Source organism: Cocleimonas flava (assembly GCF_004339015.1).
GTDB classification, from domain to species: Bacteria; Pseudomonadota; Gammaproteobacteria; order Thiotrichales; family Thiotrichaceae; genus Cocleimonas; species Cocleimonas flava.
Window position 1 is genome coordinate 1,312,862 of sequence record NZ_SMFQ01000002.1, and the last position, 22,744, is coordinate 1,335,605.

Here is a 22,744-nt window from a genome sequence, read left to right on the forward strand (position 1 = left end):
ATAGAAATGCTAAGTCCAAACAGTAAACGCCTTGTTCAAAATTTTATCTTGTTGATTGTTGTCGCTGCGTTAGCCGCCTTTATCATACTGCGAGAAGATGAAAAAGAACTGTATACAACGCTTTACGATACGAGTATCGGTGATGAAGCAACAGATATCGTCATCCATGTTGAAGGACAAGAAGACGTTGTCCTAAAAAATACAGAAGGGAAATGGAAGGTAACCAAGCCCGAACAGTTTGATGCGGATGAAGAAAAAGTTAGGCATCTGTTTACTTTGTTATCCGAAAATGCGGATACCCATTATGACATTGCTGATAAGAATCTAGCGGATTTTGGTTTAGATAAAGATTATCTCAGTGTTAGCTTTAATGGAGTGAAGTTGGTTTTTGGTGACTATAATGAAGTCGCACAAAAACGTTATGTGCTTAAAGGAGATAAGATGTATCTCATCTCAGAAACTGTTTCAGGGTTACTTGAATCAGGTGCCTCTTCATTTAAACCGCTAGAAATGAAATAAAGGATTTATGCCAGAACTCCCCGAAGTTGAAACCACGCGCAAAGGCATCAAGCCTTACACGCATCAACAAACCGTCGCAAAAGTGGTAGTACGTCAGCCAAAACTGCGATGGCCTGTGCCAACAAACATAGCGCAAATGGAAGGGCAACTGATCGAATCTGTGCGCCGTCGTGGTAAATATATTCTGTTAGAAACCAGTGCGGGTACGGCGATCATCCATTTAGGTATGTCTGGAAGTTTACGCATTGTCGATGATGGTATAGCACCAGAAAAACATGATCATGTCGATTTTATTATGGATACGGGTAAAACCGTCAGGCTGCATGACCCCAGACGTTTTGGTGCAGTTTTATGGACGCAGCAAAACCCACTCAAACACAAACTGATTCGCTCTTTAGGCCCTGAGCCCTTAAGCGATGACTTCAACGCTGACTATTTATACGAAGTATCTCGAGGCCGCAGCATGAGCATCAAACAATTCATTATGAATGGCCATGTAGTTGTCGGTGTAGGCAATATCTATGCTTGTGAATCGTTGTTTATGTCAGGGATATCACCTAAATGGCAAGCGGGTAAAGTCTCTAAAGCGCGATATCAAAAACTGGTAGAGCAAATCAAAATAGTCTTGGCGAAAGCGATAGCGCAGGGCGGAACGACATTGAAGGATTTTGTGCAGGTGGAAGGTAAGCCGGGATACTTTAAACAAGAATTAAATGCGTATGGAAGAGCAGGAGAACGGTGTAATAACTGTGAGTCAACAATTAAGCAGATAACACAAGGACAGCGTTCTACTTTTTATTGTGGGAAATGTCAGCGCTAAGTAATTCGCATCAGAATAAAAAAGTGCCTTAAAGTAGGGGGGTGGCTTTTTCTAGGCTCACCAAGAGCCAGAAAAGTCCATCTTAGATTCCATAAGGAATCTAAGATGTGCGGAGTTTAAACTAGGTTTGAAGGTATTATAAATACTAAGCCAGCCCTAATTTAAGGTATTTTTTTGTATTAACTCTTTCTTCTAAAGCCCCAAAACAATCCCAAACTTGCCATTGCTGCAGAGGAAAGGTTTGCGGTAATAAAGCCTTTTAGTCCACCAAGATGTGGAGAAATCCATGCGATTAAGCCGTTATAAACGTTTTCAAACGCTTCCCACTTAACATGAATTAAATCAGCGTATTGCAACGCAAATAATAAAATAAGAACAGTGCCTGAAATGAAAAATACAAACTTCAAAAAGGTGCGAGTTGCATAGCCAATAACAAAGCCTGCAAAGAAACTAAAGCCCATATAAGTAAATAAGGCTATCCAGTTCCCTGTCTGGATTGATTCACCAACGTCCATAGTTGTAACCTGACATAGTTGTAACCTGAGATTTACAAAAGGTCAGAAGCATATCATAATTTCCTGATTTTTCTGGGTAAAAACTTTGTCTGTATCTTCTTCCATAGCTAAATTTTCTGATCGACGTTTTTGCGTTGCACCGATGTTGGATTGGACAGACAGGCATGAGCGTACCTTTCTTCGTTTGCTCTCTAAACGTGCAATGTTATATACCGAGATGGTCACGACAGGTGCGCTCATTCATGGTGATGCAAAACGTTATTTGCAATTCAATAAAGAAGAGCACCCCGTTTCATTGCAACTTGGTGGAAGTGAACCAAAGGCAATGGCACTCTGCGCCAAAATGGCAGAAGACGAAGGTTATGACGAAGTTAATATCAATGTCGGTTGTCCCAGCGATCGCGTGCAAAATGGAGCATTTGGTGCATGCTTAATGGCAGAGCCAGAATTAGTTGCCGAAAATGTCAGCGCTATGCAGGCTGCAGTAGATATTCCAGTTACTGTAAAAAACCGCATCGCCATAGATGAGATGGAAGAATATGAAAGCCTGCATCGTTTTTTATCTATCGTTTCAGAAGCAGGGTGTGAGACATTTCTCGTACATGCGCGCAAAGCCTGGCTAAAAGGTTTAAGCCCGAAACAGAATCGTGACGTGCCGCCGCTTAATTACGAACTCGTGTATCAAATGAAGCGAGAATTCCCACATCTTGAAATTATTATAAATGGCGGAATTAAAACACTCGATGAAACTGAGCAACATCTGGAGCATGTCGATGGTGTGATGATCGGTCGCGAGGCTTATCACAACCCTTATATGATGATTGATGTAGATCAGCGCATTTATGGAGAAAATGACACCCCCCCACTTACAAGGCATGAAGTGTTAGAAGCGTATATAGACTATATGCAAAAGCAAATGGCAGAAGGGGCTAATTTAAAACACATGAGCCGCCATATTTTGGGCTTATTCACCGGTGAAGCGGGCGCAAAAGCGTGGCGCAGACACATTAGTGAAAACGCATATAAGGCTGGTGCAGATATCAATGTGATCAAAAAAGCGGCGTCATTTATAACATCTTAAAAAAAGGTGCTACTTTTAGTCAATTAGTAGTTGACCACACTAAAATCAGACAGTAAAATTCGCGCCTCTGTTGATCAACTGATCATCAGAAATTACCAACAATTCCTCGATAGCTCAGTTGGTAGAGCAGTAGACTGTTAATCTATTGGTCCCTGGTTCGAGTCCAGGTCGAGGAGCCAAATACATAAAGGCCCGTAGTGTTTTACGCTACGGGCCTTTTTTGTGGGTGTTTTGAAAGGTTGACTTAAACTTTACCTGTTAGCGGTAAATTGATCTTCATCTGAACCTATTAATACCACCTCTCCTGTTTCTACAAATGTCCTGTTCACATCCGCTGAACCATAAGTCACCATTACGACCAGTTCTTCATCAGTATCGTTAAAGAGTTCATGCTGAACTCCTGGTGACAAAAACGACGAATCATATTTGTGACAGATTACTTCCTTGTCTCCATCCAAAACTACTTTGAGCGTTCCTTCTAACACAGTGACTTGTTCTTCCGTATTGTGCTTGTGAGCAGGCACTGATGTTTTAGGTGGCATAAATGTAATACCAGAGTGTATTGATTGTGAGCCAATCGCTTTACTCGCGATAAGATGGTTTTTAATACCGCGTCCGCGTTCGTGTACGGGTAGGTCTGCAAATTTAAGATGGTTAATATTTTTATTCATAATAATTCCTTTTCTGTGTTGTTTATAAGGATAAAAATCATTCAATGTCTTTTATGATTTAATCGCGCTAATAAAATTAAGATTTAGGTACATGGTTTATTAGCGAAACCAAAGTACGATACTGGGAAATGCCGCAATAACTATGATCCCGGAAATTAATGCAAAAAATGCAGGTGTTGCTTTAACGGCAATATTTATAAAGGGTTCCCCGCTTACAGCAGATGCAGCAAACAAATTTATGCCGACCGGAGGGGTGATGAAGCCTACGGCTAATGTACAAACCACGAATACCCCAAAGTGAACAGGTTCGAAGCCTAGTTCAACGCCGATGGGTAAAAGAATTGGCATAACTACCAAGATGGCTGCAATCGGCTCAAGAATGGAACCGACGATTAATAGCACTAGAATAATCAGCGCTACTGACCCAACATATCCTACTGATAGATCCAGGAAGAAAGTTACTAAGTCTGAAGGTACGCGTAAGATCGCTAAAACTTCACCAAATAAAACCGAAAAGGCTATGATCGGTGCCAACATGCCAGTCACAATTGCCGCTCTTTGAAATGCCTTAATGAGTTCAGAAAAGCCAAATGATCGATGAATGAAGATTTCAACGATTGAGACATAGGCCACAGCTATTCCAGCGGCTTCAGTTGGTGTGAAAATACCGCTGTAGATACCGCCTAAAATAATCACTGGTGCGCCAAGCCCAAATTTTGCATGCCAAAGTGAAGCGCCAACTTCTTGTAATGAAAACTTACCGCTCTCAGGTACACCCCAGTCGGTGTGCTTGCAAACAAAGTAGTTTGCGATACACATGGCTAAAGCAAGTATCAGTCCAGGGAAAACGCCCCCTAAGAATAAATCACCGATAGAAGTACTTGTCGCTACGCCATATATGATGAAGATCAAACTGGGTGGTACGATGACACCAAGTATTCCACCTGATGCGGCGAGTGACGCCGCATAACTCGTTTGATATCCTCGCTTTTTCATTGCGGGTACCATTATTCTTCCGATTGTGATGGTATCTGCAGAACTTGAGCCACTGGTTCCGGCAAAGAAGAAGCAGCCTAGTATTGTTGCCATACCTAAGCCACCGAGAATCCATCCTACAAGTGCCTCTCCTAAACGAACGAGGTTATTGGCCGTTTGCCCGCGAGAAATAATCTCGCCTGCCAGAATAAAAAGTGGCATTGCAAGTAACGCCCAGCTATCAATCGCGCTAAAAGGGACTTCTCCAAAGACAGTAATTGAATAGACATCTAAGCCTAAAATCATTGCCATAGACCCAAGGCCAAGCACAACAAATAAAGGGACGCCTATGGCTAAGTGAAACAGCATTAATGCTGCAATCACAAGTATTGTTATCGTATCTGGTTCCATATTAATGTCCTTCCGCTACTTGAGTGCTAAGGTCTAATGGGTCAACCCAGTTTTGAATAGTTCGCACTATGATTAATAGCCATCCCAAAGGTAGTGCTGCCTGAGCAAATGCCATGTTTACATCGATAGCAGACATTACGATTCCGGCAGTCCACTGTATGTTCATCAGCTCTAAGGAGTAATAGATAATGGTTGCAGCCAGGATTAGGATTAGAATATCTATATAAAAAGACAGCAGCTTACTTTTTGTGGTGGATAACAACTTTGGAACTAAATCAATGCGGATATGGCTACCATGTCGGATACCTTCAGATGCCGCGACATAGGTTAGATAGACAAACGCATAACGTGCTGTCATTTCACCCCAGGGGCTTGATGCTCCGAATACATATCTCCTGATGACTTCAATCACTATAATCAAACAAAAATAGGAGTAAGTACCTATGATGAACCATTTAATTAACTTAGTATCACAAAACTTCATTAGTGCTTTCATTTGAGTTTTGAACCTTTATTTATTAATTATCGAAAATAAAGGAGTCTGGATAATCATAGCCAGCCCCCAATATACGGAACTCCTAACTTAGGCAACCCTAATTTAGGCGCTCAGAGAAGCTAACTTTTCATATAAATCTCTGCCATAACGATCTTTTAATTTGTCGTAAGCGGGTAATTTATGACCTGCAAGTTCATTCCAGACTTTTTTCTCAGCATCGCTCAGCATGTGTACCTTAATGCCTGATGATTTCCACAGTTCGACCATTTCTTCGTTTGCTTTTCTCTGTTTTTCTTGTTGGAAAGCAAAACTTTCTGCTGCGGCTTTCATGATCCCTTCTTGTACATCTGTAGGGAGTTTGTCGAACCACCTTTTATTTAAAACTGTAAGGTGACAATTGAGGCTGATTTGCGTCATCGTGGCAGAGCCAAACGTTTCATAAATCTTTGTTGCAGTTAGTGGTCCAAGTCCAACATTCAATGCATCAGCAGCACCTTGTTGTAAGGCTTGGTATGCTTCGCCCCAGGCAATAGAAACCGGGTTAGCTGGCGTTAACTCAAAGAATTTTTGCTCTACTTTTGAACCTGTTACTCGAATTTTCATTCCTTCAAGATCCGAAGGCACTTTTACGACTTTTTCTGCTTCTTTTGATACACCAAGAACTCGGTGTCCTGCATTTGACCACATGCCAGGTAGAACTTTGAAACCTTTGCTTTCTGGTTCTCTTGTTAATTCACTATCTTTAAATAGATCAGATGCCAGTATTTCTTCAAATTTATCGTTACTAGGAAATAGGAATGGGAAGTCTAAAATATTGTATACGCTTGAAAACGGGGTAAAGTTTTGTGTTGATAGTTGGCAGGCTTGAATTGCACCAGTCAGTACTTTCTGCGGAAGAACTGTTTGTCCGCCTAGGCTTCCTGCCTCATGAATATCAACAAGTAGCTTTCCACCAGAGTAGTGTTCGGCTCTCTCTTTGAAAAATTCCAGACCAGTGACCATATACTTTTCAGTAGCTTTACCAAAAGTATGGCCAAATGACAGGGTATGGTCGGCTTTCGCTGCACGTGCTGTCGTGTTGATAAAAGGTAATGCTACTCCCGCTGCTGTAGCAATTCCTGACTTAAGTATGTCTCTTCTTGATATCATTTTAATGTCTCCGGTAATTTACTATTTTATGAGTCTGACGACTTTGTTAAGCACAAGCGCCTCAAAAAGTGTCTTGCTTGAAATCCAACCCAAATATTTATAACTATCATTATTTCGCTGAGTTGAGCTTCAATATGGTGAGCTATCTCCTTAAGATTTGATGGGTTCCTAATTAAAATACATCAATAATTACATGATGTAAATAATTACCATTGTATTATCAAATCTATTGTATTAAATGCTATGTTATAGTCGTCAGAAAGCTTAATATTCCATGGGTTTATGTAATTACAAAGACTGATCCATAACAGGAAGACCTACATTGAAACAACCGAAAACACCAACAAAACGACCTCATTTAAATGATATTCGTGCTACTAACCGAGCGCGAATTCTGGAGTTATTGCTTCAGCATGGTGCTGCTTCACGTAAAGATTTAAGTCTTCGATTGGAGCTTACAAATGCAACCATTTCTCGAATCACAAAAGAACTTATTGATGATGGTGTCTGCTATGAAGGTGAATCTTACCGGTCTGAAAATCAACTTGGACGTCACCAAACTGATATTTTTATCAACCCTGAAGGTGGCTTCGTAATTGCCATTTGTATATCTGCATTTTCACAAATCGTGAGAATTGCTGACTTGTCAGGTAAGACTCGTTATCAGACAGAAATACCGGTTAAAGACGTTGAATCTCCAGAAGCAGCAGTTAAATTTATATCCAGCTATATAGATAAAACTGTTTCTGATAATGCTTTAAACAGAGAGAAAATCTTGGGTGCGGTGCTTGCTATCGCTGGCTCAACAAACGTTAAAACGGGATACCTTAATCAGTCACCGTTGTTAAAATGGAGCAATTTTCCTATTGGTGAGAAACTTTGTGAGCACTTGTCATGTCCCATCAGAGTTGAAAATATTGCTGATACACTTTGCTTCAACTATATGGAGGAAAATAAACTTAAGGATTCTTCCTCCTTAAATATTTTCCTAATACATATTGCTATTGGAATGGGAGCCAGCCTGGCGATAGAGGGGCGTATTGTAAGGCGACGCGGAAATGAAGGGCTAATCGGAAAAATACCTGCATCGTCATCACAAGATCACTCTAAAAACTTTAAAAGACTTGATCAGGTTTCATCTGGTCTTGCAATTCTGCAAAGGCTTGAAAGCCCTGACTATGGAAAAAAGGATACTTTTTCAACCATTACAAAGGACTTTCAAGCAGCTGTAAAATCATCCAACATTAAATCTGGTCTTGAGGAAAGAGTATTTTTAGAGGCGGGGCAGACTCTAGGGGAGAGCCTAATGGCATTGACTGTTGCATATGCTCCCGACATTATCGTGTTAGAAGGTCCTGTTGTGGATTCGGGCTCATTTTGTGAAGGCGCTATTAATTCTTATAAAAAGATCACGAAGGGTACTGATATCGAGAACACTGAATTCCTTATCAATAAGACATCCTATATTGAGGCGACCCAAAACTTAGCCTTACGAGAATATTTATGTAAAGCCATAATGGGTTAGCTGTAGCGCTTTGAAGCGCAGGAAATATGGCAAAGCAATGTTAGGTATAGATAATTCTATCTATATATACCTAAGTCACTGAATTAAAAATAAAGCATCTTATTTTTTAATAGGCTCAAACCTACTAATATTATTTTGAGGCATCCATGTGAAATACCTTTGAAGCTATAAACCAGTTACCACCAACTTTTAGCAGCGACAGGTAGTCGACATAATGTCCCCATGGAAGAATCAATAAATCCACCTTGGCTAGAGCGGATGTTGAACCCGCTATGTCAATCGATAAAATACGATCATTTCGATCCTTGTTTTGACTTTCAGGTGATTCTCGAGATGCTATACGTTCATGGAATTGATCCATATTGATGCTGACTACAGCATCGTCTACAACATTGTATACGTGTGCTTCTGGTAGAAATAATTGATTTATGAGTTCAACATCTCCTTTGTAGAGCATGTCAAAATATTTGTTGAGTAGGGCTACTATCTCAGAATAATCAGAACTCATTTATCTTCTCCAAAGTTGGTGGTAAGTGACTATGCGAAAAATACTCTCTATGTAATTAATAGCTGAGACATTTATTTACATGATGTAAATAATATTATCTGGATAAGAAAATAGAGTCAATGATCTAGCTAAAAATCGGATCATTTGTAATTAGGACTCTACGGTCTGAACATGAGTTACTAAAAAGGCATCAGAATCAAAAAAGGCGATTACTGAATGAATAACAAAAGGCACCCCCCACCTTTCGGCGGTTTTTTTGTTATTGTTCTATAGAATTTTAAATCGTGCACAAAAAAAGCCAGATATAAATCTGGCTTTAAATAAAGAATGATAACTCTTATTTTCTGATTATTACCTTTTCCTGACCTGTTACCGTTATATCAACTCGACGGTTCTGAGCGCGTCCATCTTTAGAGCTGTTATTTGCAACCGGCTGTGACTCACCTCTACCAGAAACACTCATCATATTTCTGTTCATGCCATTGCTTGATAAATAGTCTGCAACTGAATTTGCACGTCTTACGGATAAGTCTTTATTGTACTTTTCAGAGCCTATGCTATCAGTATGGCCAACTATAGTTATACGATCTGGCGATACTCTTGAAGCCTTGATATTACCCGTAAAATTATTGAGCTCCATCATTGCTTTGTCGCTGAGTTTATCGCTATCAAAACCAAAATTTGAACCACCTGTTTCATTAAGTGTAAGTATTTTAACGATAGGTTTTGGTGGTGCTTGTTTTACGACAGGTTTAGGGGCAACATAAACAGCCACGGGAGCTTTCACAGGAGGTTTTGCTTTTACCACAGGTGGTGGCTCTATTATCGGAGCAGCAGTAGGAATACAGTCTCTTAATGTATTACCTAGAGATGAGGTAACACATTTACCTGATCCGTCTACCAAAGCTGTGCCGTTGGTAGATTGTGCAAAGCCACCTTCTACTGCATGTGCTGAAGTTGCCATTAGAGCGCTAGTCAAAATTACTGCGCTACCCATTGTTATGTTCTTTGTAATGTTTTTGATAGTCATTATTTCTCCATATAGTTCTTGTTAAGTTAAAGAATTATCCAGTTGTTAAATGCTCACTGCGCCTGGATGTCATATTGTTTTTTGAAAAATTGAGCTGCAAAGCAACAATGTGATAACTATACGTAATGGAGGGGAGGCATGATCTCGGTAGAATCCTTAAAGAAAGTAAACTTTTAGCCTTTTGAAAGGTAGGAATTAGCTTACATAACACTATATTGTGAAATGGGATGTCTAGGGTGATTTATAAAGTTAAAAGAGAAAAACGGACAATTATTAAAAGACTTTAAAAAGAAATATACGTTTTATTAAAAAATTGATAGGGTTATCATTTTAAATTATGCCACAGAGATGTGGCATAATTGCTGGTGTAAAATAGGAAAAAATAGTGGTGTCATTTATGGTCAATATGGCTGTTAAGTTTAAGTTTTATTAATAGCTAGTGGAAAACCACTATATAAATAGCAATATCACCTAATACCAAAAGTCAGGTAATTGTTTATTGTATTTCCACCTGAAACCGTCTGCTGATTATCTATTCATAACTTCGTTTCAGAGACTATTAAAAATTTAACTAATTTTTTTAGAATGAGCTATTCTTTAGCTTAAATACAATAATGCTATAAAAAAAATTTAGAGAAAGTAAAGTAACTAGGAGGTCAAACATGCGAAAGACTTTTCGCGTACTGTCAATTGCCGTATCTGCATTGGCTCTAACAGGAGTACTGGGAATCGCACCTACAGCGATTGCTGATGACAAGAGTGCTCTGGAGAAAGGCAAGAAACTAGCTTTTGGTATTAAGAAAGGAAATTGCTTAGCGTGCCATATGATGTCAGATGGAGACCAGCCAGGAAATATTGGTCCTCCCTTGATAGCGATGAAAGCACGTTTCCCTGATAAAGCAGTGCTTAAAGCGCAAATCTCGGATGCGCGTGCTAAAAACCCAAACACAATCATGCCTCCTTTCGGCACTCATGGCATCCTAACGGAAAAAGAAATCGATTTAATTACCGACTTCGTACATAGCCTGTAATAGATAGGCATGTAGACAATCATTAGAGATCAGGTTTGTTTGGTAAAAACAAACTTTTAAACTTTAAACCTTATATGAGGAATTATAATGAAACGTAGAAGCTTTTTGAAAAGCACATTAGTAGCAAGCGCTGCTGGTGTTGCGGTTACTTCTGGCATTCTTGGCTCAAGCAATGTATTCGCTGCTTCAGTTGTGGGTGCGGATTTAGCTAAAGCAAAGTCAGTAGATGAGATACTGACGATGTTGGGTGCAGCTGATGCTGCAGAATCTGACAAGATTAAAATTAAAGCCCCTGAAATTGCAGAGAATGGTGCGGTAGTGCCTGTTGGAATAACATCTGAAATTGAAGGCACAACAGAAATTATTTCTTTAACTGCGGCCAATCCCACACCATTTGCCGCTCGTTATATGATTGGCGAAGGAGCAGAGGCTGCTGTTAAGTCACGCTTTAAAATGGGTATGACAACAGATGTTATCGCTATTGTTAAAGCTGGTGATAAATTCTATACAGCAAAAACCAACGTGAAAGTAACTAAAGGCGGCTGCGGAGGCTAATATCATGGCAAAATCTACAATCAAACTACGTACAAAAGAAAAAGGTGGCAAGGTTCAGGTAAAGGCTTTGATTACGCACCCTATGGAAACTGGTCTTCGTAAAGATAAGAAGACAGGAGATAAAATCCCTGCTCACTACATCACTGAAGTAAAAGTTGAAGCTAATGGCAAAACAGTTTTGACAGCAGATTGGAGTGGTTCGGTTTCTAAAAACCCTTTTATCTCATTCAATTACGCTGGTTCGAAAGGTGACAAGGTAAAACTTACCTGGACAGACAATATGGGTAAAAGCGACTCTATAGAAAAAGAAGTCGGTAAAAAATAGAAGAAAATAAATTGGATGTCTTGCTTTGCTTAACTTAACAAGAGTGAGACATTCTTATATTTAAGCTAGGAGGAAAAAATGAAAAAACTGATTTCATCAGTGGCTTTGTTAATAATTGCTTTACCATTTGTAACAGTTCAGGCTTCAACGCCAGCTGAGGATACAGAAGCATTTAGAAGCTATTTTAAAAAAGCTGTACCGGATGTGAAATTTGAAGACTTTCAAAATGGTGTTTATGCATTAGATGCAGACTCTCGTGAGCAATGGATAGAAATAGAAGAATTTCCTCCGTATGAACTTGCTATAGACAAAGGTACAGAACTCTGGGAAAAGCCGTTTAAAAATGGCAAGTCTTTCGCAAGTTGTTTTGGTGAAGACATCAGTGGTACTCGCGCAAAGTATCCTTATCATGATGAAGCTCAAGACACTATTGTTACTTTGGAAGGCGATATCAATAAATGTCTAACTGATAATGGTGAAAAACCTTATAAATGGAAAAAAGGCAACATTGCTGCAGTTTCTGCTTATATAGCCTACGAAGGTCGTGGCAAAAAGGTTGATGTGCACCCAAAAACAGATAAAGCAAAAGCCTGGTACGACAAAGGTAAGAAGTTTTTCTACGCTAAACGTGGTCAATTAAATTTAGCCTGCGCTGACTGCCATGTATACAACTTCAACCGCAAGGTTCGTAGTGAATTATTGAGTCCGGCTTTAGGTCATCCAACACACTTCCCAGTATTTAGAACCAAGTGGGGAGAAATGGGTACTTTGCATCGTCGTTACGGTGGTTGTAATAAAAATATCAGAGCAAAGCCTTTCAAAGCTCAAAGTGATGAATACAAGGCTTTGGAATACTTCCAGGCAGTTATGTCAAATGGTCTTGAACTAAACGGACCAGGCGCTAGAAAGTAAACCAAACTACTATTGGAGATATTTATGAAATTTAAATTTTTATTAGCATCATTAGTACTAGGTTTGAGTTCAACAGCAATGGCTGGTGGAGCTCAGGATGCAATTGATGCAGCTAAAAAAGCACAAAAGGAAGCAGCCGCAGTGGGTATGGAATGGCGTGATATGGGTAAGACCATAAAGAAAGCCGAAGAAGCTGCGAAAGATGGTAAGGAAAAGAAAGCAATAAAGCTGGCGAATATTGTTGTAATGCAAAGCAAAGAATCGCTAAAGCAAGCTGAGTTAGCTAAGACAGCTGGTCCTCGTTTCTAGGCTTTCGGCTTTAAAACACAAGAAAGCCGAGTTTATCTCGGTTTTTTTGTGTCTTCATTTTAACCGCATCCTCATAATTCAAATTTTAGTCACTCCCTGATGATCTTATTAATTAGAAAATCTATCTGCTGTTTATTTGCATTGCTGTTGTTTTTATTTCCACTAACCACAGCTGCCGATGTGGTTAAACCTGCTCTGATTGAAATAGTGGTTAATGAGAAAGGGCAGGTAAATATAGAAATACGTGCCAGTATTGAAGCTTTGTTAACGGGTATAGATGGTCGTTACAAAAATACTCAAGATGCGCCAAATGCAGATGAATACGATGTTTTACGTAAAATGGAGTCTGGTGAATTACTCGCTGAATTTGAGGGTTTTAAAACACCATTCTTAGAAAAGCTTTCGTTGTTAGATGACAAACAACGTAAAGTTAGTTTGAATATTAAAAATGTAAAGATTCCAGAACCCGGTTATACCAAAGTACCACGTATTAGTCTTATTGAGCTATCAGGCGTTTTAAGCAGTTCTGCTAATTCTTTAACGTGGTATTACCCTGCATCGTTTGGCGACAATGCAGTTCGTTTAAAGCAGGTAAACGAAGCAAAACAAGAATATCACTGGTCACAATGGCAATGGCTAAAAAATGATAAGCCTAGTGAAGCCATGTCATTAACGGAGATAGTTGCAGAGAAACCGCTTTATCAAACGATATTCTCATATATTGTTATAGGGTTTGAGCATATTCTCCCTAAAGGTTTGGATCATATTCTTTTTATTTTGGGATTGTTCCTTTTTGGAACTGCATTCAAACCACTTGTATTGCAAATCACAATGTTTACGTTAGCGCATACATTGACTTTAGGCTTGGCAATGAATGGCGTGATAAACCTGTCCGCCAATATTGTTGAGCCTCTAATTGCTTTATCCATTGCCTATGTAGGCATAGAAAATGTCTTCGCTAAACGTCTGAATAACAGTCGACTGGTGTTAGTCTTTTTATTTGGTTTATTGCATGGTCTTGGGTTTGCTAGTGTATTATCTGATTTTGGCATGCCAGAAAATGCTTTTGTAACAGCACTAATTAGTTTCAATATTGGTGTGGAAATTGGGCAGCTAACCATTATCCTGGCGGCATTTTTGTTGATTGGCTTGTGGTTTAGTAAAAAACGTTGGTATAAGTCTTTAATTACGACACCTGCTTCGTTAGCCATTGCAGTTGTTGCTTTTTATTGGTTTATAGAAAGATTGGACTTGAATTATTTTATTTAGACCTGATAATCAGGTTTTACACTGTTAGTTAAGGCAATGTTGTAAACAGCATTGGCTAACTAAAGAATAACGCTGGAGAAGCAAAAGTGAGTATTGTAAGCCTGAGTGATGATTCATTCGAACAAGATGTTTTAAAAAGTAGCACCCCCGTTTTAGTTGATTACTGGGCTGAGTGGTGTGGTCCTTGTAAGTCTGTAGCGCCAATTCTTGAAGAGTTAGCGGCAGAATACGAAGGTAAAGTAACTATCGCTAAGTTAAATATTGATGATAACGGTGATACCCCGCCTAAATACGGCATTCGTGGTATTCCAACACTAATGCTATTCAAAGATGGTGAAGTAGCAGCGACAAAAGTTGGCGCATTAAACAAATCACAACTAACAGCATTTTTAGATCAGAATATCTAAATAGTTTTTTCATAGTCCAGCTTATCTCTTAAAGCTGGACTAATATTTTTTCACGTGATACCTTTGTATCAGTTGTTCGAAACTGTACTCCTTGTTTTGCCATTTCAGGCTAAAAATACAAGCATATTTTATAAATCAAACACTTAATAATAGACTTATTATTTTATTTTTCTAAAATTTCATATCGAAAAAAATTCTTTCATTCAATAACCTTGATATGGCAAAGCCATAGAATTTAATCAATCGATATTGTGTACTTAAACGAAAAACTTCACTAAATCTAAAACAACTATTCTTTATCTAAACCTATTCTAAATTATCTTATATCTCACCTATGAACCTTACTGAATTAAAACAAAAAACACCTCCTGAAATCCTAGCAATTGCCAAAGAAAAAGGCGTTGATGGAATGTCTCGTGCTCGTAAACAAGATGTAATCTTTGCCATTTTGAAAGCTGTTGCTAAAGAAGGCGATGATATTTACGGAGATGGTGTCTTAGAAATATTACAGGATGGCTTTGGGTTTTTAAGATCTAGCGACAGTAACTACGTTGCGGGCGCGGATGATATTTATGTGTCTCCAAGTCAGATACGCCGTTTTGGTTTAAGAACAGGTGATACCGTAGCGGGTAAGATACGTACACCTAAAGATAACGAGCGTTATTTCGCACTGCTTAAAGTAGATACAATCAATACTGAGCCACCAGAAAACGCACGTAACAAATTATTATTTGAAAACCTGACACCACTTCATCCTGATGAAAGAATGCGTATGGAACGTGGTAACGGTAGTACCGAAGATATTACTGCTCGAGTTATCGATATTGTTGCACCGATTGGTAAAGGTCAACGTGGTTTAATCATTGCTCCGCCAAAAGCGGGTAAAACAATGATGCTACAAAATATTGCACAAAGCATTGCAACAAATCAGCCTGATGCTCACTTAATTGTTCTTCTTATTGATGAGCGTCCGGAAGAAGTGACGGAGATGTCTCGCATGGTTCAGGGTGAGGTTGTTTCATCAACATTCGATGAGCCAGCAACACGCCACGTACAAGTAGCGGAAATGGTTATTGAAAAAGCAAAACGCCTTGTTGAGCATAAGAAAGACGTAATCATCTTATTAGATTCGATTACTCGTTTGGCTCGTGCTTACAACACCGTAGTGCCTTCATCAGGTAAAGTATTAACCGGTGGTGTGGATGCGAATGCATTACATCGTCCTAAGCGTTTCTTTGGTGCAGCACGTAATCTTGAAGAAGGCGGTAGCTTAACGATTCTTGCTACTGCACTGATAGATACTGGTTCTAAAATGGACGAAGTTATCTATGAAGAATTTAAAGGTACAGGTAACTCAGAATTACATCTTGATCGTAAGATTTCTGAGAAACGTGTTTATCCTGCAATCAATGTCAATCGTTCTGGTACTCGTCGTGAAGAGTTGCTGGTTGGTGAAGACGAGCTTCAGAGTCTTTGGATTTTGCGTAAATTCCTTCATCCAATGGAAGAAGTGGAAGCAATGGAATTCTTGTTTGATAAGTTGCAAAAAACTAAAACAAATGAAGAATTTTTCAATAATATGAAGGGCTAATAGTAATACTAGCCTTTCTATGAGCCTCTAGGGACATTGTCGCTAGGGGCTTTTTTATTGCCGTTTGTATTTTCGATTATTTTCACTACAATGGCTATAACTTGTCCTTTTTGATGTGGGCATTATTCTGATGAATTAGTAATTGGAGAAATTACATGACGGCTGAATTAGAACTTCGTTGGTTAAAGACAGACAGTGTTAGAGGAGCCGCAAAACGCTTCGCTAAATTCTGTAAAGAAGATGTAAAAGAGCAGTCAGAAAAAGAAGATTTCGATATGGATAAGTATGAAGATGCCGTTAAGCTCGTACTTCAAAAATTGGATGATTCTATTTCAGTAGAGGAATTATTCCATGCTGATTAAATCTCTTATTGCTACAAACTTTCGCAAATACCATAAACTCGAAGTCACCGATATTCCTGAATCCGGCGTAATTACCGTCGCTGGTTCTAACGAATCTGGAAAAACCAGCATAGGCGAAGCAATCTGTTTTGCCCTTTTTGGCAGAACATTTTTTCTCGATGAAAAAAATCTGGGCAAGCTTGTTTCTTGGGGATCCGATGATTCTGATGTCACGATAAACTTTATCGCTGGTGATGATGATACTTACGAATTGAGCCGCAGTGTTGATCGTAAAGGTGTATCTAAGGCAACTTTACAGAAAATAAATGATAGCGAAGAAAATTATAAAATTGATGGTATAGAAGAGGTTGCAGAAGCGCTCCCTAAAATACTAGGCTTTGATTACGATGCGTTTGCTAATTCGTTTTACCTCGCTCAAAGAGAACTAACCTCTCCAGACCCGCAAAGCAGCACCATCAAGCAAATGGCAGGTATCGGTGCTTATGCCCAGATAACCGATGATTTTGAAAAATCCAATATTCAAAACGCAGAGGCTATCAATGAGTTAATGCCTCAGGTAGAAACTACTCAGGCAGAGTTGGATGTTATTCAACTCGATGAAACCTGGTTACCAGAACTAATTGATGCAGAAGAAACGCTTGGTAATGAGCAGTCTGATAGAGAAAAATTAGTTGGCCATTTGAATGAAAACGGTGAGCTTTACTCAAACAATTACGGTGCTTTTCATAGCGCAAGAAAAGCCTATGGGACCTTTTCATTTTTAGGTAAATTACTATTCCCAATCGCCTTTATTCTGTGGGTGCTGTGGGTTTTAAATACTTACTTTAAAGACTCTTTAATGGAGTTTTTGTCCTCTTCGATGACTGAAGAAAATGTCTCACTGTATAACGGTCTCGCTGATAGTTGGCTGCTGCCGGGCGCTATAGTTGCTTTGGTTGGTTACTTAATAACGATGCTTGTACGTAAGAACTCTCAGGCAACGATGAAAAGGCTGGATGAAGAGGCAGAAGGCTTCGCTGGTGCCTTACAAAAAGGCCATAGATATGTGACAACACTGGTTGAAACATTACTGCCTGAGCGTGTAGTGCAAATGTTGCATGAAAGAAAAGAAGCGCCATCTACGTTGCAAATTCTCCCTCCCAGAGAGCAGTTTAATAACCTTTCGCAGTTAGCGGAAGGTACTACTGGCTACAAAGCCGATACTGAAGAGATCACCGCGGCTGTAACAAGATTAACGGATTCGCTAAAGAAGCAGGATGGCGAAATAGAAGATCTGGGTAAAGAATTACTGGTCGATATAGCGACTGAAAAAGAACGTTCAGACAAAGCTGGAAACTTACGTTCAACCTTACAAGGTCTAAATAAAGTTGTAGATAAGTGTAAATACAGTATTGATGTGCAAAATATTTCAATCGGATTGATGCAGCGAGCAGCTAAAGATTCAGTCGAGCTTTTCAATCAGAATATCTCAGACATATCGGCAAATACTTTGCCTAAATTTACGGAAGGCCGTTATAGCGAAGTTAGAATTGCTGAAGACTTTAGTGTGCAAATCTACTCTGACGAAAAGAAAGACTATATGGATTTTGATGAGATATCGTCAGGCACTCAACGTCAGGTGATGTTGGCATTAAGAATGGCAATGTCAGAAGAATTAGCGAAAAACTCAGGTAATGAAAAACAGTTTATTTTCCTTGATGAGCCGTTTGCCTTCTTCGATCAATTAAGAACAAACGCAACCATGCGTGCGCTCCCTGATGTTAGTAACGTGATTAATCAAGTATGGATTTCTGCTCAGGAATTCCCGCAGGATGTCGAGGTGGCGAAAGCTATTGTATGTCCACTGGATGGAACAGAGCTTGTAGTCTAGTTACAGGCTAGTCGATCATTTCAATAAAAATCCCCCTCAAAGTAGGGGGGTGGCTTAAGAGTTTAGTTATTCACTGAATGTTTTGGTATCACAGTGCTTAAACAGTAAATTCTTATATTTCTTTCGATTTTTTTCTAATTTTTTATATTCGGAATTAGTATAACCACTTCTCATTTTCTCTGAGTAGTCATCCAGTTTTTCTTTGTAACGTTGGCAGCGACTTAAGCTGTGTTTCCCTTTTCCATGTTTTTTACTACTACGTTTTTTCTTTTTTATCGAATTCTGATTCTCGTAGACAATGGTTTGAGTGTGATTGATTTGCGTCGAGTTATTGTAATGAGTAACATTATGGTTGCTAGTATTACTAGCGCTTGGTGCTATCGCTTCAATCGTTTGTGTCTTGTATTGACTGGCTTTAGCAGGGCGTTTATCAGTAAATACCGTTGTGCCATCTTTGGATTGAAATGAATAGACTTCTTTTTTATTGACGCTATCAGCATAGTTCGGGCTAGATAGTAGAAGAGCCATGAAACCTATTAGGTAATTATTTTTTATTATCATTGTTTATTAGTTTTTATTTGATGTGCAAATTTTAGCGAAGTGAGCCGTTGCTATCAAATGGATCAGATAAATGGGAACTCTAAAAAAACGCCTCAAAGTAGGGGGGTGGCAATGATTATCTATTGTTATTCTTAAAAGTCAGTTTTTACTGATACTAAGCACTGTTACAAATGATTCGACCTAATATGATCATGGCTTTTTCTAATTGGTCTTTAGAGGCTTTGCCATAATTGATGCGTATGAAATTTTTATATTCTCCGCTCACTGAAAATAAAGGACCGGGAGCAATACTGATTTGTGCTTGTTTGGCATCTTCATAGAGTTTCATGCTATCAATATGTTCTTCCAGTTCTAGCCAGATGACATATCCACCTTCAGGATGCGTCAGTCTAATATTCTTCGGTAAATGAAGCGTTGCAAGATGTAGAAAGTAATCTCTCTGATCTTTGTAGTGACGGCGCATTTGTCTTAAGTGCCGATCAAAAATACCTAACTCAAGATAACGAGCCGCGGTTTTAGCGGGTACAGTTGCGCCAGCCATACTGTTACACACTTTTAATTGGGTAACCTCACTTAACCACCTACCAGGAATGGCCCAGCCAATTCTTAAGCCAGGAGAAAGTGATTTGGATAATGAAGAGCAAAGCAATACATTGCTCTTCGCGCTTTTTTCATCGTAGGCTTTAATCGCTTTGGGGCGTTGCGTGTTGTAACTCAGTTCTGCGTAAATATCATCTTCTATTATCGGAACATCAGCGGCTTTAAGTAGACTTCTAAGTTTTGATTTTTTTTCATCACTCATAACGTAACCCAATGGATTACTGAAATTAGGTGTGAGCACACAGGCGCTAATATCCCATTGCGCAATGGCATCTTGTATTGCGCTAAGGCTCATTCCTTTTTCGGCATGAGTAGGAATTTCCAGTACTTTTAGCCCTAAAGATTCAATCGCTTTTAAGGTGCCAAAGTAGCTGGGTGATTCCACGATTACTGTATCGCCCGCTTTAGTAATTGCTCTCAGGCACAATGTTATTGCTTCCTGGCAACCTGTGGTGATCACAATTTCATCTGGGTGAACGTTCACCCCAGCGTTTATCATACGTCTGGCAATTTGCCGTCTTAAATCTTCGTTACCTGCGGGAGTGTCATAATCCGCAATATTAGGCTCTTCTCTGATGACTTTAGTCATAATGCGATTCAGCGCTTTTACAGAAGGTACGTCGGTAAAAGGTGGTGCTGTTCCCAGTTGTATTACGTTTTCATCCTGCGTGGTTTGCATTAGTGTTACTGCAAGTGAATTGATGTTGACATCTGATGGTTTAGGCGTCGGCTTGCTGATATCAGGAGGATCATTTTTTTCAAATTGAGAGCGAACATAAAAACCTGATTGCGGACGGGGCTCGATGAGCATTTGATCCTGAAGTAGTTCATAGCCACGAATCACACTAGAAATGCTTAGCCCCATTTCCGCTGAGCACTGACGTACAGAAGGGACTTTTTCGCCTGCCCTGAGTAGACCATTTTTAATTTGATCACTGATATGATCAGCAACTTGTTGGTAGCGGGTTGTCATGTTATTTCTCGGTATGAGAATAGGTACAGATATAAGCTATGTAAACTGTACCGTATCAAATTTAAAATATTGAATCTGTATTCTAATATGACACAATAGTATATTGATGCGCAAATTAAGCAAACCAGCGTTTGCTGACGACTTGGTGAGTTAGTTGCTTAGTTAGAAGAAATAATAAGGTTAAAGAATGATTAATATATTTCAGGTGGATGCGTTCGCCGATAAACAATTCAGCGGCAATCCAGCCGGAGTATGTATTCTCCCGAAAGCACATGCGCAAACAGATGCGTGGATGCAAAGTCTGGCAGAGGAGATGAATCTACCAGAGACAGCTTTTGCTGAAGAGATGGATAGGGAACAGTATTCTTTAAGATGGTTCACACCCACGACAGAAGTTAAATTATGCGGTCATGCAACTTTGGCTACGGCACACATCTTATGGTCCGAAGGTATAATCTCGGATGGTCAGGCTATCCGTTTCGCTACAAAAAGTGGCGAATTAAAAGTGGTACGCAGTGAATCTCTAATAAGTCTTGATTTCCCACAGCAGCCTTCCAGTGAATGTAAAGAGCCGATTGGGCTAGAAATGGCACTGGGCTGCGATATTCTTAATACCTACAAAACAGGCGAAGATATATTAGTAGAGGTGAAGAATGAGGAAGCGGTCAGAAGCATAGCGCCGTATATACAACAATTAGAGCTTTTAGATGCTGAATATGTGATCGTAACAGCCCGTGGTGATAGCGTTGATTTCGTGTCTCGCGTATTCAGCCCGAATGTTGGTATTAGCGAAGATCCGGTAACGGGGTCGACACATTGCTCGCTGGCGCCTTTTTGGGCAGAAAGATTGAATAAAACGCAAATGAATGCTTTACAGTTATCCAAACGTGGGGGAGCATTGCAGGTCGAATTAGTGGGCGACAGAGTCAGTATTGCAGGACATGCCACGACAGTATTTAAAGGTGAGCTCTATGAGTGAAAAAAATAGTCATTTATTATCAAATAGAATTAAAAGTGTTCCCAAGTCTTTTATTCGCGAGATACTAAAAGTATCAAATCATTCGGATATTATTTCTTTTGCCGGCGGCTTGCCGAATGCAAGTCTATTTCCTGTTAGTGATATCGCACAGGCAAGTGCCAAAGTCCTAGAGCAAAATGGCGCAAAAGCATTGCAGTATAGTAATACCGAAGGCGATCTCTCGTTGCGTAACTTGATTGCACAGCGTTACAAAGAAAAGCAGGGCATAGATGTCTCACCAGAGAGTATTTTAATCACCAATGGTTCTCAGCAAGCATTTGATCTAATTGCAAAAGCACTGCTCAATGAAGGTGATGACATAATTATCGAAAACCCGGGGTATCTGGGTGCAATTCAATCCTTCTCTTTGTATCAACCAAATATGTTAACCGTAGAAGTGAATGACAATGGGATGGATGTAGCGCAGCTGGAAAATGTGCTGCAAAGCTCAAAGCCCAAGTTTGTATATGCCGTACCAAACTTTCAGAACCCGACGGGTATTTCATATTCACAAGAGAATAGAGAAGCTGTTGCAGCGACTATTGATAAATACGATACGCTGCTGATTCAAGATGATCCTTATGGGGAATTACGATTCTCAGGGGAAGAAAAAGAAAGCTTCTACTCATTGATTCCTGATCGCACCATTATGTTGGGCACGTTCTCGAAAGTCGTTGTACCGTCTTTTAGAATTGGCTGGATTGTCGCCCCTGAATGGTTGATGGATTCATTGATTATTGCAAAGCAAGCTTCGGACTTACACACCAATTACTTTTCTCAGTTAGTCATGAGTCAGTACTTAACAGATAACTCCGTTGATGAGCATTTGGAAACAATCATCGGACTGTATTCGAAACAAAGGGATGCAATGCTTTCTGCTATCGAAGAATACTTTCCAGAAGGCGTCACAACGGCAACATCTGATGGTGGTATGTTTTTATGGGTAACCTTGCCAGAAGGGATGTCGTCAATGGAATTATTTGATGACGCGCTGGAATCGAAGGTTGCCTTTGTACCGGGTCATCCGTTTTACGTGGGTGAGCCAAAAGAAAATACAATGCGTCTTAGTTATGTAACGGTAGATTCAGAAACCATTCGTGAAGGTATAAAACGATTGGGCAAATGCATTAAAAATAAAATGCAGTAGATAATAACTAGCGCGATGAATGAGTAAAAAAACGCCCCCTAAGTAGGGGGGTGACTTTAGGATTAAACGTTTGTGGCGCTTTATGCGTGATTAAACGCTTAAATTTTCACCTAA

Annotated in this window: 25 protein-coding genes and 1 tRNA gene; 17 read left to right on the forward strand and 9 right to left on the reverse strand. The window is 39.5% G+C overall.

Annotated features, from left to right (window positions below; translation table 11 throughout):
• Nucleotides 1-6: 6 nt before the first annotated feature.
• Together EV695_RS06000 and mutM are read left to right on the forward strand one after the other, a co-directional pair.
• The gene (locus EV695_RS06000; RefSeq protein WP_131904981.1) at nt 7-519 is read left to right on the forward strand and encodes a DUF4340 domain-containing protein; all 513 of its coding nucleotides are present in this window, start codon (nt 7-9) and stop codon (nt 517-519) included.
• A gap of 7 nt (nt 520-526) precedes the next feature.
• The gene (gene mutM, locus EV695_RS06005) at nt 527-1,339 is read left to right on the forward strand and encodes a bifunctional DNA-formamidopyrimidine glycosylase/DNA-(apurinic or apyrimidinic site) lyase (RefSeq protein ID WP_131904982.1); all 813 of its coding nucleotides are present in this window, start codon (nt 527-529) and stop codon (nt 1,337-1,339) included.
• 179 nt (nt 1,340-1,518) lie between these two features.
• Here mutM and EV695_RS06010 read toward each other — a convergent pair whose 3' ends face one another.
• The gene (locus EV695_RS06010) at nt 1,519-1,854 is read right to left on the reverse strand and encodes an FUN14 domain-containing protein (protein WP_131904983.1); all 336 of its coding nucleotides are present in this window, start codon (nt 1,852-1,854) and stop codon (nt 1,519-1,521) included.
• 85 nt (nt 1,855-1,939) lie between these two features.
• Here EV695_RS06010 and dusA point away from each other — a divergent pair, with 85 nt between their 5' ends.
• Both dusA and EV695_RS06020 read left to right on the forward strand, forming a co-directional pair.
• Nucleotides 1,940-2,935, forward strand: coding sequence for a tRNA dihydrouridine(20/20a) synthase DusA (gene dusA, locus EV695_RS06015; protein ID WP_279388023.1), 996 nt, complete (start codon nt 1,940-1,942; stop codon nt 2,933-2,935).
• A gap of 103 nt (nt 2,936-3,038) precedes the next feature.
• Nucleotides 3,039-3,114: transfer RNA gene (locus EV695_RS06020), tRNA-Asn, on the forward strand.
• A gap of 72 nt (nt 3,115-3,186) precedes the next feature.
• Here the strand turns inward: EV695_RS06020 and EV695_RS06025 are convergent.
• The 4 genes from EV695_RS06025 to EV695_RS06040 all read right to left on the reverse strand — a co-directional run bounded on the left by EV695_RS06025 (nt 3,187) and on the right by EV695_RS06040 (nt 6,637).
• Nucleotides 3,187-3,606: a cupin domain-containing protein gene (locus EV695_RS06025; protein WP_131904984.1), complete on the reverse strand. Its 420-nt coding sequence runs from the start codon at nt 3,604-3,606 to the stop codon at nt 3,187-3,189.
• A 99-nt stretch (nt 3,607-3,705) separates the two neighbouring features.
• Nucleotides 3,706-4,992, reverse strand: a complete 1,287-nt coding sequence (locus EV695_RS06030) for a TRAP transporter large permease (protein ID WP_131904985.1) — start codon at nt 4,990-4,992, stop codon at nt 3,706-3,708.
• A 1-nt stretch (nt 4,993) separates the two neighbouring features.
• Nucleotides 4,994-5,488 carry a TRAP transporter small permease gene (locus EV695_RS06035; RefSeq protein WP_131904986.1) on the reverse strand — a complete coding sequence of 165 codons (495 nt, stop codon included), beginning with the start codon at nt 5,486-5,488 and terminating at the stop codon, nt 4,994-4,996.
• A 102-nt stretch (nt 5,489-5,590) separates the two neighbouring features.
• Nucleotides 5,591-6,637: a TRAP transporter substrate-binding protein gene (locus EV695_RS06040; protein ID WP_131904987.1), complete on the reverse strand. Its 1,047-nt coding sequence runs from the start codon at nt 6,635-6,637 to the stop codon at nt 5,591-5,593.
• Between the two features lie 322 nt (nt 6,638-6,959).
• Between EV695_RS06040 and EV695_RS06045 the strand changes: the two genes are divergently transcribed.
• Nucleotides 6,960-8,162 (forward strand): ROK family transcriptional regulator, encoded by a 1,203-nt coding sequence (locus tag EV695_RS06045; RefSeq protein ID WP_131904988.1) that lies wholly within the window; start codon nt 6,960-6,962, stop codon nt 8,160-8,162.
• Between the two features lie 130 nt (nt 8,163-8,292).
• Here EV695_RS06045 and EV695_RS06050 read toward each other — a convergent pair whose 3' ends face one another.
• The gene (locus EV695_RS06050) at nt 8,293-8,670 is read right to left on the reverse strand and encodes a nuclear transport factor 2 family protein (RefSeq protein WP_131904989.1); all 378 of its coding nucleotides are present in this window, start codon (nt 8,668-8,670) and stop codon (nt 8,293-8,295) included.
• A 337-nt stretch (nt 8,671-9,007) separates the two neighbouring features.
• Nucleotides 9,008-9,700 (reverse strand): OmpA family protein, encoded by a 693-nt coding sequence (locus EV695_RS06055; RefSeq protein WP_131904990.1) that lies wholly within the window; start codon nt 9,698-9,700, stop codon nt 9,008-9,010.
• 662 nt (nt 9,701-10,362) lie between these two features.
• Here EV695_RS06055 and soxX point away from each other — a divergent pair.
• From soxX to EV695_RS06105, 10 genes are all read left to right on the forward strand, one after another.
• Nucleotides 10,363-10,731, forward strand: coding sequence for a sulfur oxidation c-type cytochrome SoxX (gene soxX / locus EV695_RS06060; RefSeq protein WP_131904991.1), 369 nt, complete (start codon nt 10,363-10,365; stop codon nt 10,729-10,731).
• An 87-nt stretch (nt 10,732-10,818) separates the two neighbouring features.
• The gene (gene soxY / locus EV695_RS06065; RefSeq protein WP_131904992.1) at nt 10,819-11,286 is read left to right on the forward strand and encodes a thiosulfate oxidation carrier protein SoxY; all 468 of its coding nucleotides are present in this window, start codon (nt 10,819-10,821) and stop codon (nt 11,284-11,286) included.
• A gap of 4 nt (nt 11,287-11,290) precedes the next feature.
• Nucleotides 11,291-11,611, forward strand: coding sequence for a thiosulfate oxidation carrier complex protein SoxZ (gene soxZ / locus EV695_RS06070; RefSeq protein WP_131904993.1), 321 nt, complete (start codon nt 11,291-11,293; stop codon nt 11,609-11,611).
• Between the two features lie 78 nt (nt 11,612-11,689).
• Nucleotides 11,690-12,523: a sulfur oxidation c-type cytochrome SoxA gene (gene soxA, locus EV695_RS06075; protein ID WP_131904994.1), complete on the forward strand. Its 834-nt coding sequence runs from the start codon at nt 11,690-11,692 to the stop codon at nt 12,521-12,523.
• Nucleotides 12,524-12,547: 24 nt separating this feature from the next.
• A complete protein-coding gene (locus tag EV695_RS06080; RefSeq protein WP_131904995.1) occupies nt 12,548-12,832 on the forward strand; it encodes a hypothetical protein in 285 nt (94 codons plus the stop codon).
• A 99-nt stretch (nt 12,833-12,931) separates the two neighbouring features.
• On the forward strand, nt 12,932-14,101 hold the full coding sequence (locus EV695_RS06085) for a HupE/UreJ family protein (protein ID WP_131904996.1): 1,170 nt from the start codon (nt 12,932-12,934) through the stop codon (nt 14,099-14,101).
• 92 nt (nt 14,102-14,193) lie between these two features.
• Nucleotides 14,194-14,508 (forward strand): thioredoxin TrxA, encoded by a 315-nt coding sequence (gene trxA / locus EV695_RS06090; RefSeq protein ID WP_425545145.1) that lies wholly within the window; start codon nt 14,194-14,196, stop codon nt 14,506-14,508.
• Nucleotides 14,509-14,842: 334 nt separating this feature from the next.
• Nucleotides 14,843-16,099, forward strand: a complete 1,257-nt coding sequence (gene rho, locus EV695_RS06095; RefSeq protein ID WP_131904998.1) for a transcription termination factor Rho — start codon at nt 14,843-14,845, stop codon at nt 16,097-16,099.
• Between the two features lie 155 nt (nt 16,100-16,254).
• Nucleotides 16,255-16,461 (forward strand): hypothetical protein, encoded by a 207-nt coding sequence (locus tag EV695_RS06100; protein ID WP_131904999.1) that lies wholly within the window; start codon nt 16,255-16,257, stop codon nt 16,459-16,461.
• Nucleotides 16,451-18,331, forward strand: a complete 1,881-nt coding sequence (locus EV695_RS06105) for an ATP-binding protein (RefSeq protein ID WP_131905000.1) — start codon at nt 16,451-16,453, stop codon at nt 18,329-18,331. The genes EV695_RS06100 and EV695_RS06105 overlap by 11 nt, the downstream gene beginning before the upstream one ends.
• A gap of 66 nt (nt 18,332-18,397) precedes the next feature.
• Here the strand turns inward: EV695_RS06105 and EV695_RS06110 are convergent, their stop codons facing one another.
• Together EV695_RS06110 and EV695_RS06115 are read right to left on the reverse strand one after the other, a co-directional pair.
• Nucleotides 18,398-18,859: a DUF4124 domain-containing protein gene (locus EV695_RS06110; RefSeq protein ID WP_131905001.1), complete on the reverse strand. Its 462-nt coding sequence runs from the start codon at nt 18,857-18,859 to the stop codon at nt 18,398-18,400.
• A gap of 187 nt (nt 18,860-19,046) precedes the next feature.
• The gene (locus EV695_RS06115) at nt 19,047-20,465 is read right to left on the reverse strand and encodes an aminotransferase-like domain-containing protein (protein ID WP_131905002.1); all 1,419 of its coding nucleotides are present in this window, start codon (nt 20,463-20,465) and stop codon (nt 19,047-19,049) included.
• A 187-nt stretch (nt 20,466-20,652) separates the two neighbouring features.
• On the opposite strand from EV695_RS06115, the gene EV695_RS06120 reads away from it, so the two are divergent.
• Both EV695_RS06120 and EV695_RS06125 read left to right on the forward strand, forming a co-directional pair.
• Nucleotides 20,653-21,444, forward strand: coding sequence for a PhzF family phenazine biosynthesis protein (locus tag EV695_RS06120; RefSeq protein WP_131905003.1), 792 nt, complete (start codon nt 20,653-20,655; stop codon nt 21,442-21,444).
• Nucleotides 21,437-22,630, forward strand: a complete 1,194-nt coding sequence (locus EV695_RS06125; RefSeq protein ID WP_131905004.1) for an aminotransferase-like domain-containing protein — start codon at nt 21,437-21,439, stop codon at nt 22,628-22,630. Before EV695_RS06120 ends, EV695_RS06125 begins: the two co-directional genes overlap by 8 nt.
• Nucleotides 22,631-22,744 lie beyond the last annotated feature (114 nt).

What these genes read in the sequence shown, in the direction of transcription:
- mutM (WP_131904982.1), top strand. Translation starts at nt 527, where the DNA reads ATGCCAGAACTCCCCGAAGTTGAAACCACGCGCAAAGGCATCAAGCCT.
- EV695_RS06050 (WP_131904989.1), bottom strand. Translation starts at nt 8,670, where the DNA reads ATGAGTTCTGATTATTCTGAGATAGTAGCCCTACTCAACAAATATTTT.
- EV695_RS06080 (WP_131904995.1), top strand. Translation starts at nt 12,548, where the DNA reads ATGAAATTTAAATTTTTATTAGCATCATTAGTACTAGGTTTGAGTTCA.
- EV695_RS06100 (WP_131904999.1), top strand. Translation starts at nt 16,255, where the DNA reads ATGACGGCTGAATTAGAACTTCGTTGGTTAAAGACAGACAGTGTTAGA.
- EV695_RS06000 (WP_131904981.1), top strand. Translation starts at nt 7, where the DNA reads ATGCTAAGTCCAAACAGTAAACGCCTTGTTCAAAATTTTATCTTGTTG.
- EV695_RS06040 (WP_131904987.1), bottom strand. Translation starts at nt 6,637, where the DNA reads ATGATATCAAGAAGAGACATACTTAAGTCAGGAATTGCTACAGCAGCG.
- EV695_RS06035 (WP_131904986.1), bottom strand. Translation starts at nt 5,488, where the DNA reads ATGAAAGCACTAATGAAGTTTTGTGATACTAAGTTAATTAAATGGTTC.
- EV695_RS06025 (WP_131904984.1), bottom strand. Translation starts at nt 3,606, where the DNA reads ATGAATAAAAATATTAACCATCTTAAATTTGCAGACCTACCCGTACAC.
- EV695_RS06030 (WP_131904985.1), bottom strand. Translation starts at nt 4,992, where the DNA reads ATGGAACCAGATACGATAACAATACTTGTGATTGCAGCATTAATGCTG.
- EV695_RS06085 (WP_131904996.1), top strand. Translation starts at nt 12,932, where the DNA reads ATGATCTTATTAATTAGAAAATCTATCTGCTGTTTATTTGCATTGCTG.
- soxY (WP_131904992.1), top strand. Translation starts at nt 10,819, where the DNA reads ATGAAACGTAGAAGCTTTTTGAAAAGCACATTAGTAGCAAGCGCTGCT.
- EV695_RS06055 (WP_131904990.1), bottom strand. Translation starts at nt 9,700, where the DNA reads ATGACTATCAAAAACATTACAAAGAACATAACAATGGGTAGCGCAGTA.
- soxZ (WP_131904993.1), top strand. Translation starts at nt 11,291, where the DNA reads ATGGCAAAATCTACAATCAAACTACGTACAAAAGAAAAAGGTGGCAAG.
- EV695_RS06010 (WP_131904983.1), bottom strand. Translation starts at nt 1,854, where the DNA reads ATGGACGTTGGTGAATCAATCCAGACAGGGAACTGGATAGCCTTATTT.
- EV695_RS06115 (WP_131905002.1), bottom strand. Translation starts at nt 20,465, where the DNA reads ATGACAACCCGCTACCAACAAGTTGCTGATCATATCAGTGATCAAATT.
- soxX (WP_131904991.1), top strand. Translation starts at nt 10,363, where the DNA reads ATGCGAAAGACTTTTCGCGTACTGTCAATTGCCGTATCTGCATTGGCT.
- EV695_RS06110 (WP_131905001.1), bottom strand. Translation starts at nt 18,859, where the DNA reads ATGGCTCTTCTACTATCTAGCCCGAACTATGCTGATAGCGTCAATAAA.
- EV695_RS06125 (WP_131905004.1), top strand. Translation starts at nt 21,437, where the DNA reads ATGAGTGAAAAAAATAGTCATTTATTATCAAATAGAATTAAAAGTGTT.
- rho (WP_131904998.1), top strand. Translation starts at nt 14,843, where the DNA reads ATGAACCTTACTGAATTAAAACAAAAAACACCTCCTGAAATCCTAGCA.
- soxA (WP_131904994.1), top strand. Translation starts at nt 11,690, where the DNA reads ATGAAAAAACTGATTTCATCAGTGGCTTTGTTAATAATTGCTTTACCA.
- EV695_RS06105 (WP_131905000.1), top strand. Translation starts at nt 16,451, where the DNA reads ATGCTGATTAAATCTCTTATTGCTACAAACTTTCGCAAATACCATAAA.
- EV695_RS06120 (WP_131905003.1), top strand. Translation starts at nt 20,653, where the DNA reads ATGATTAATATATTTCAGGTGGATGCGTTCGCCGATAAACAATTCAGC.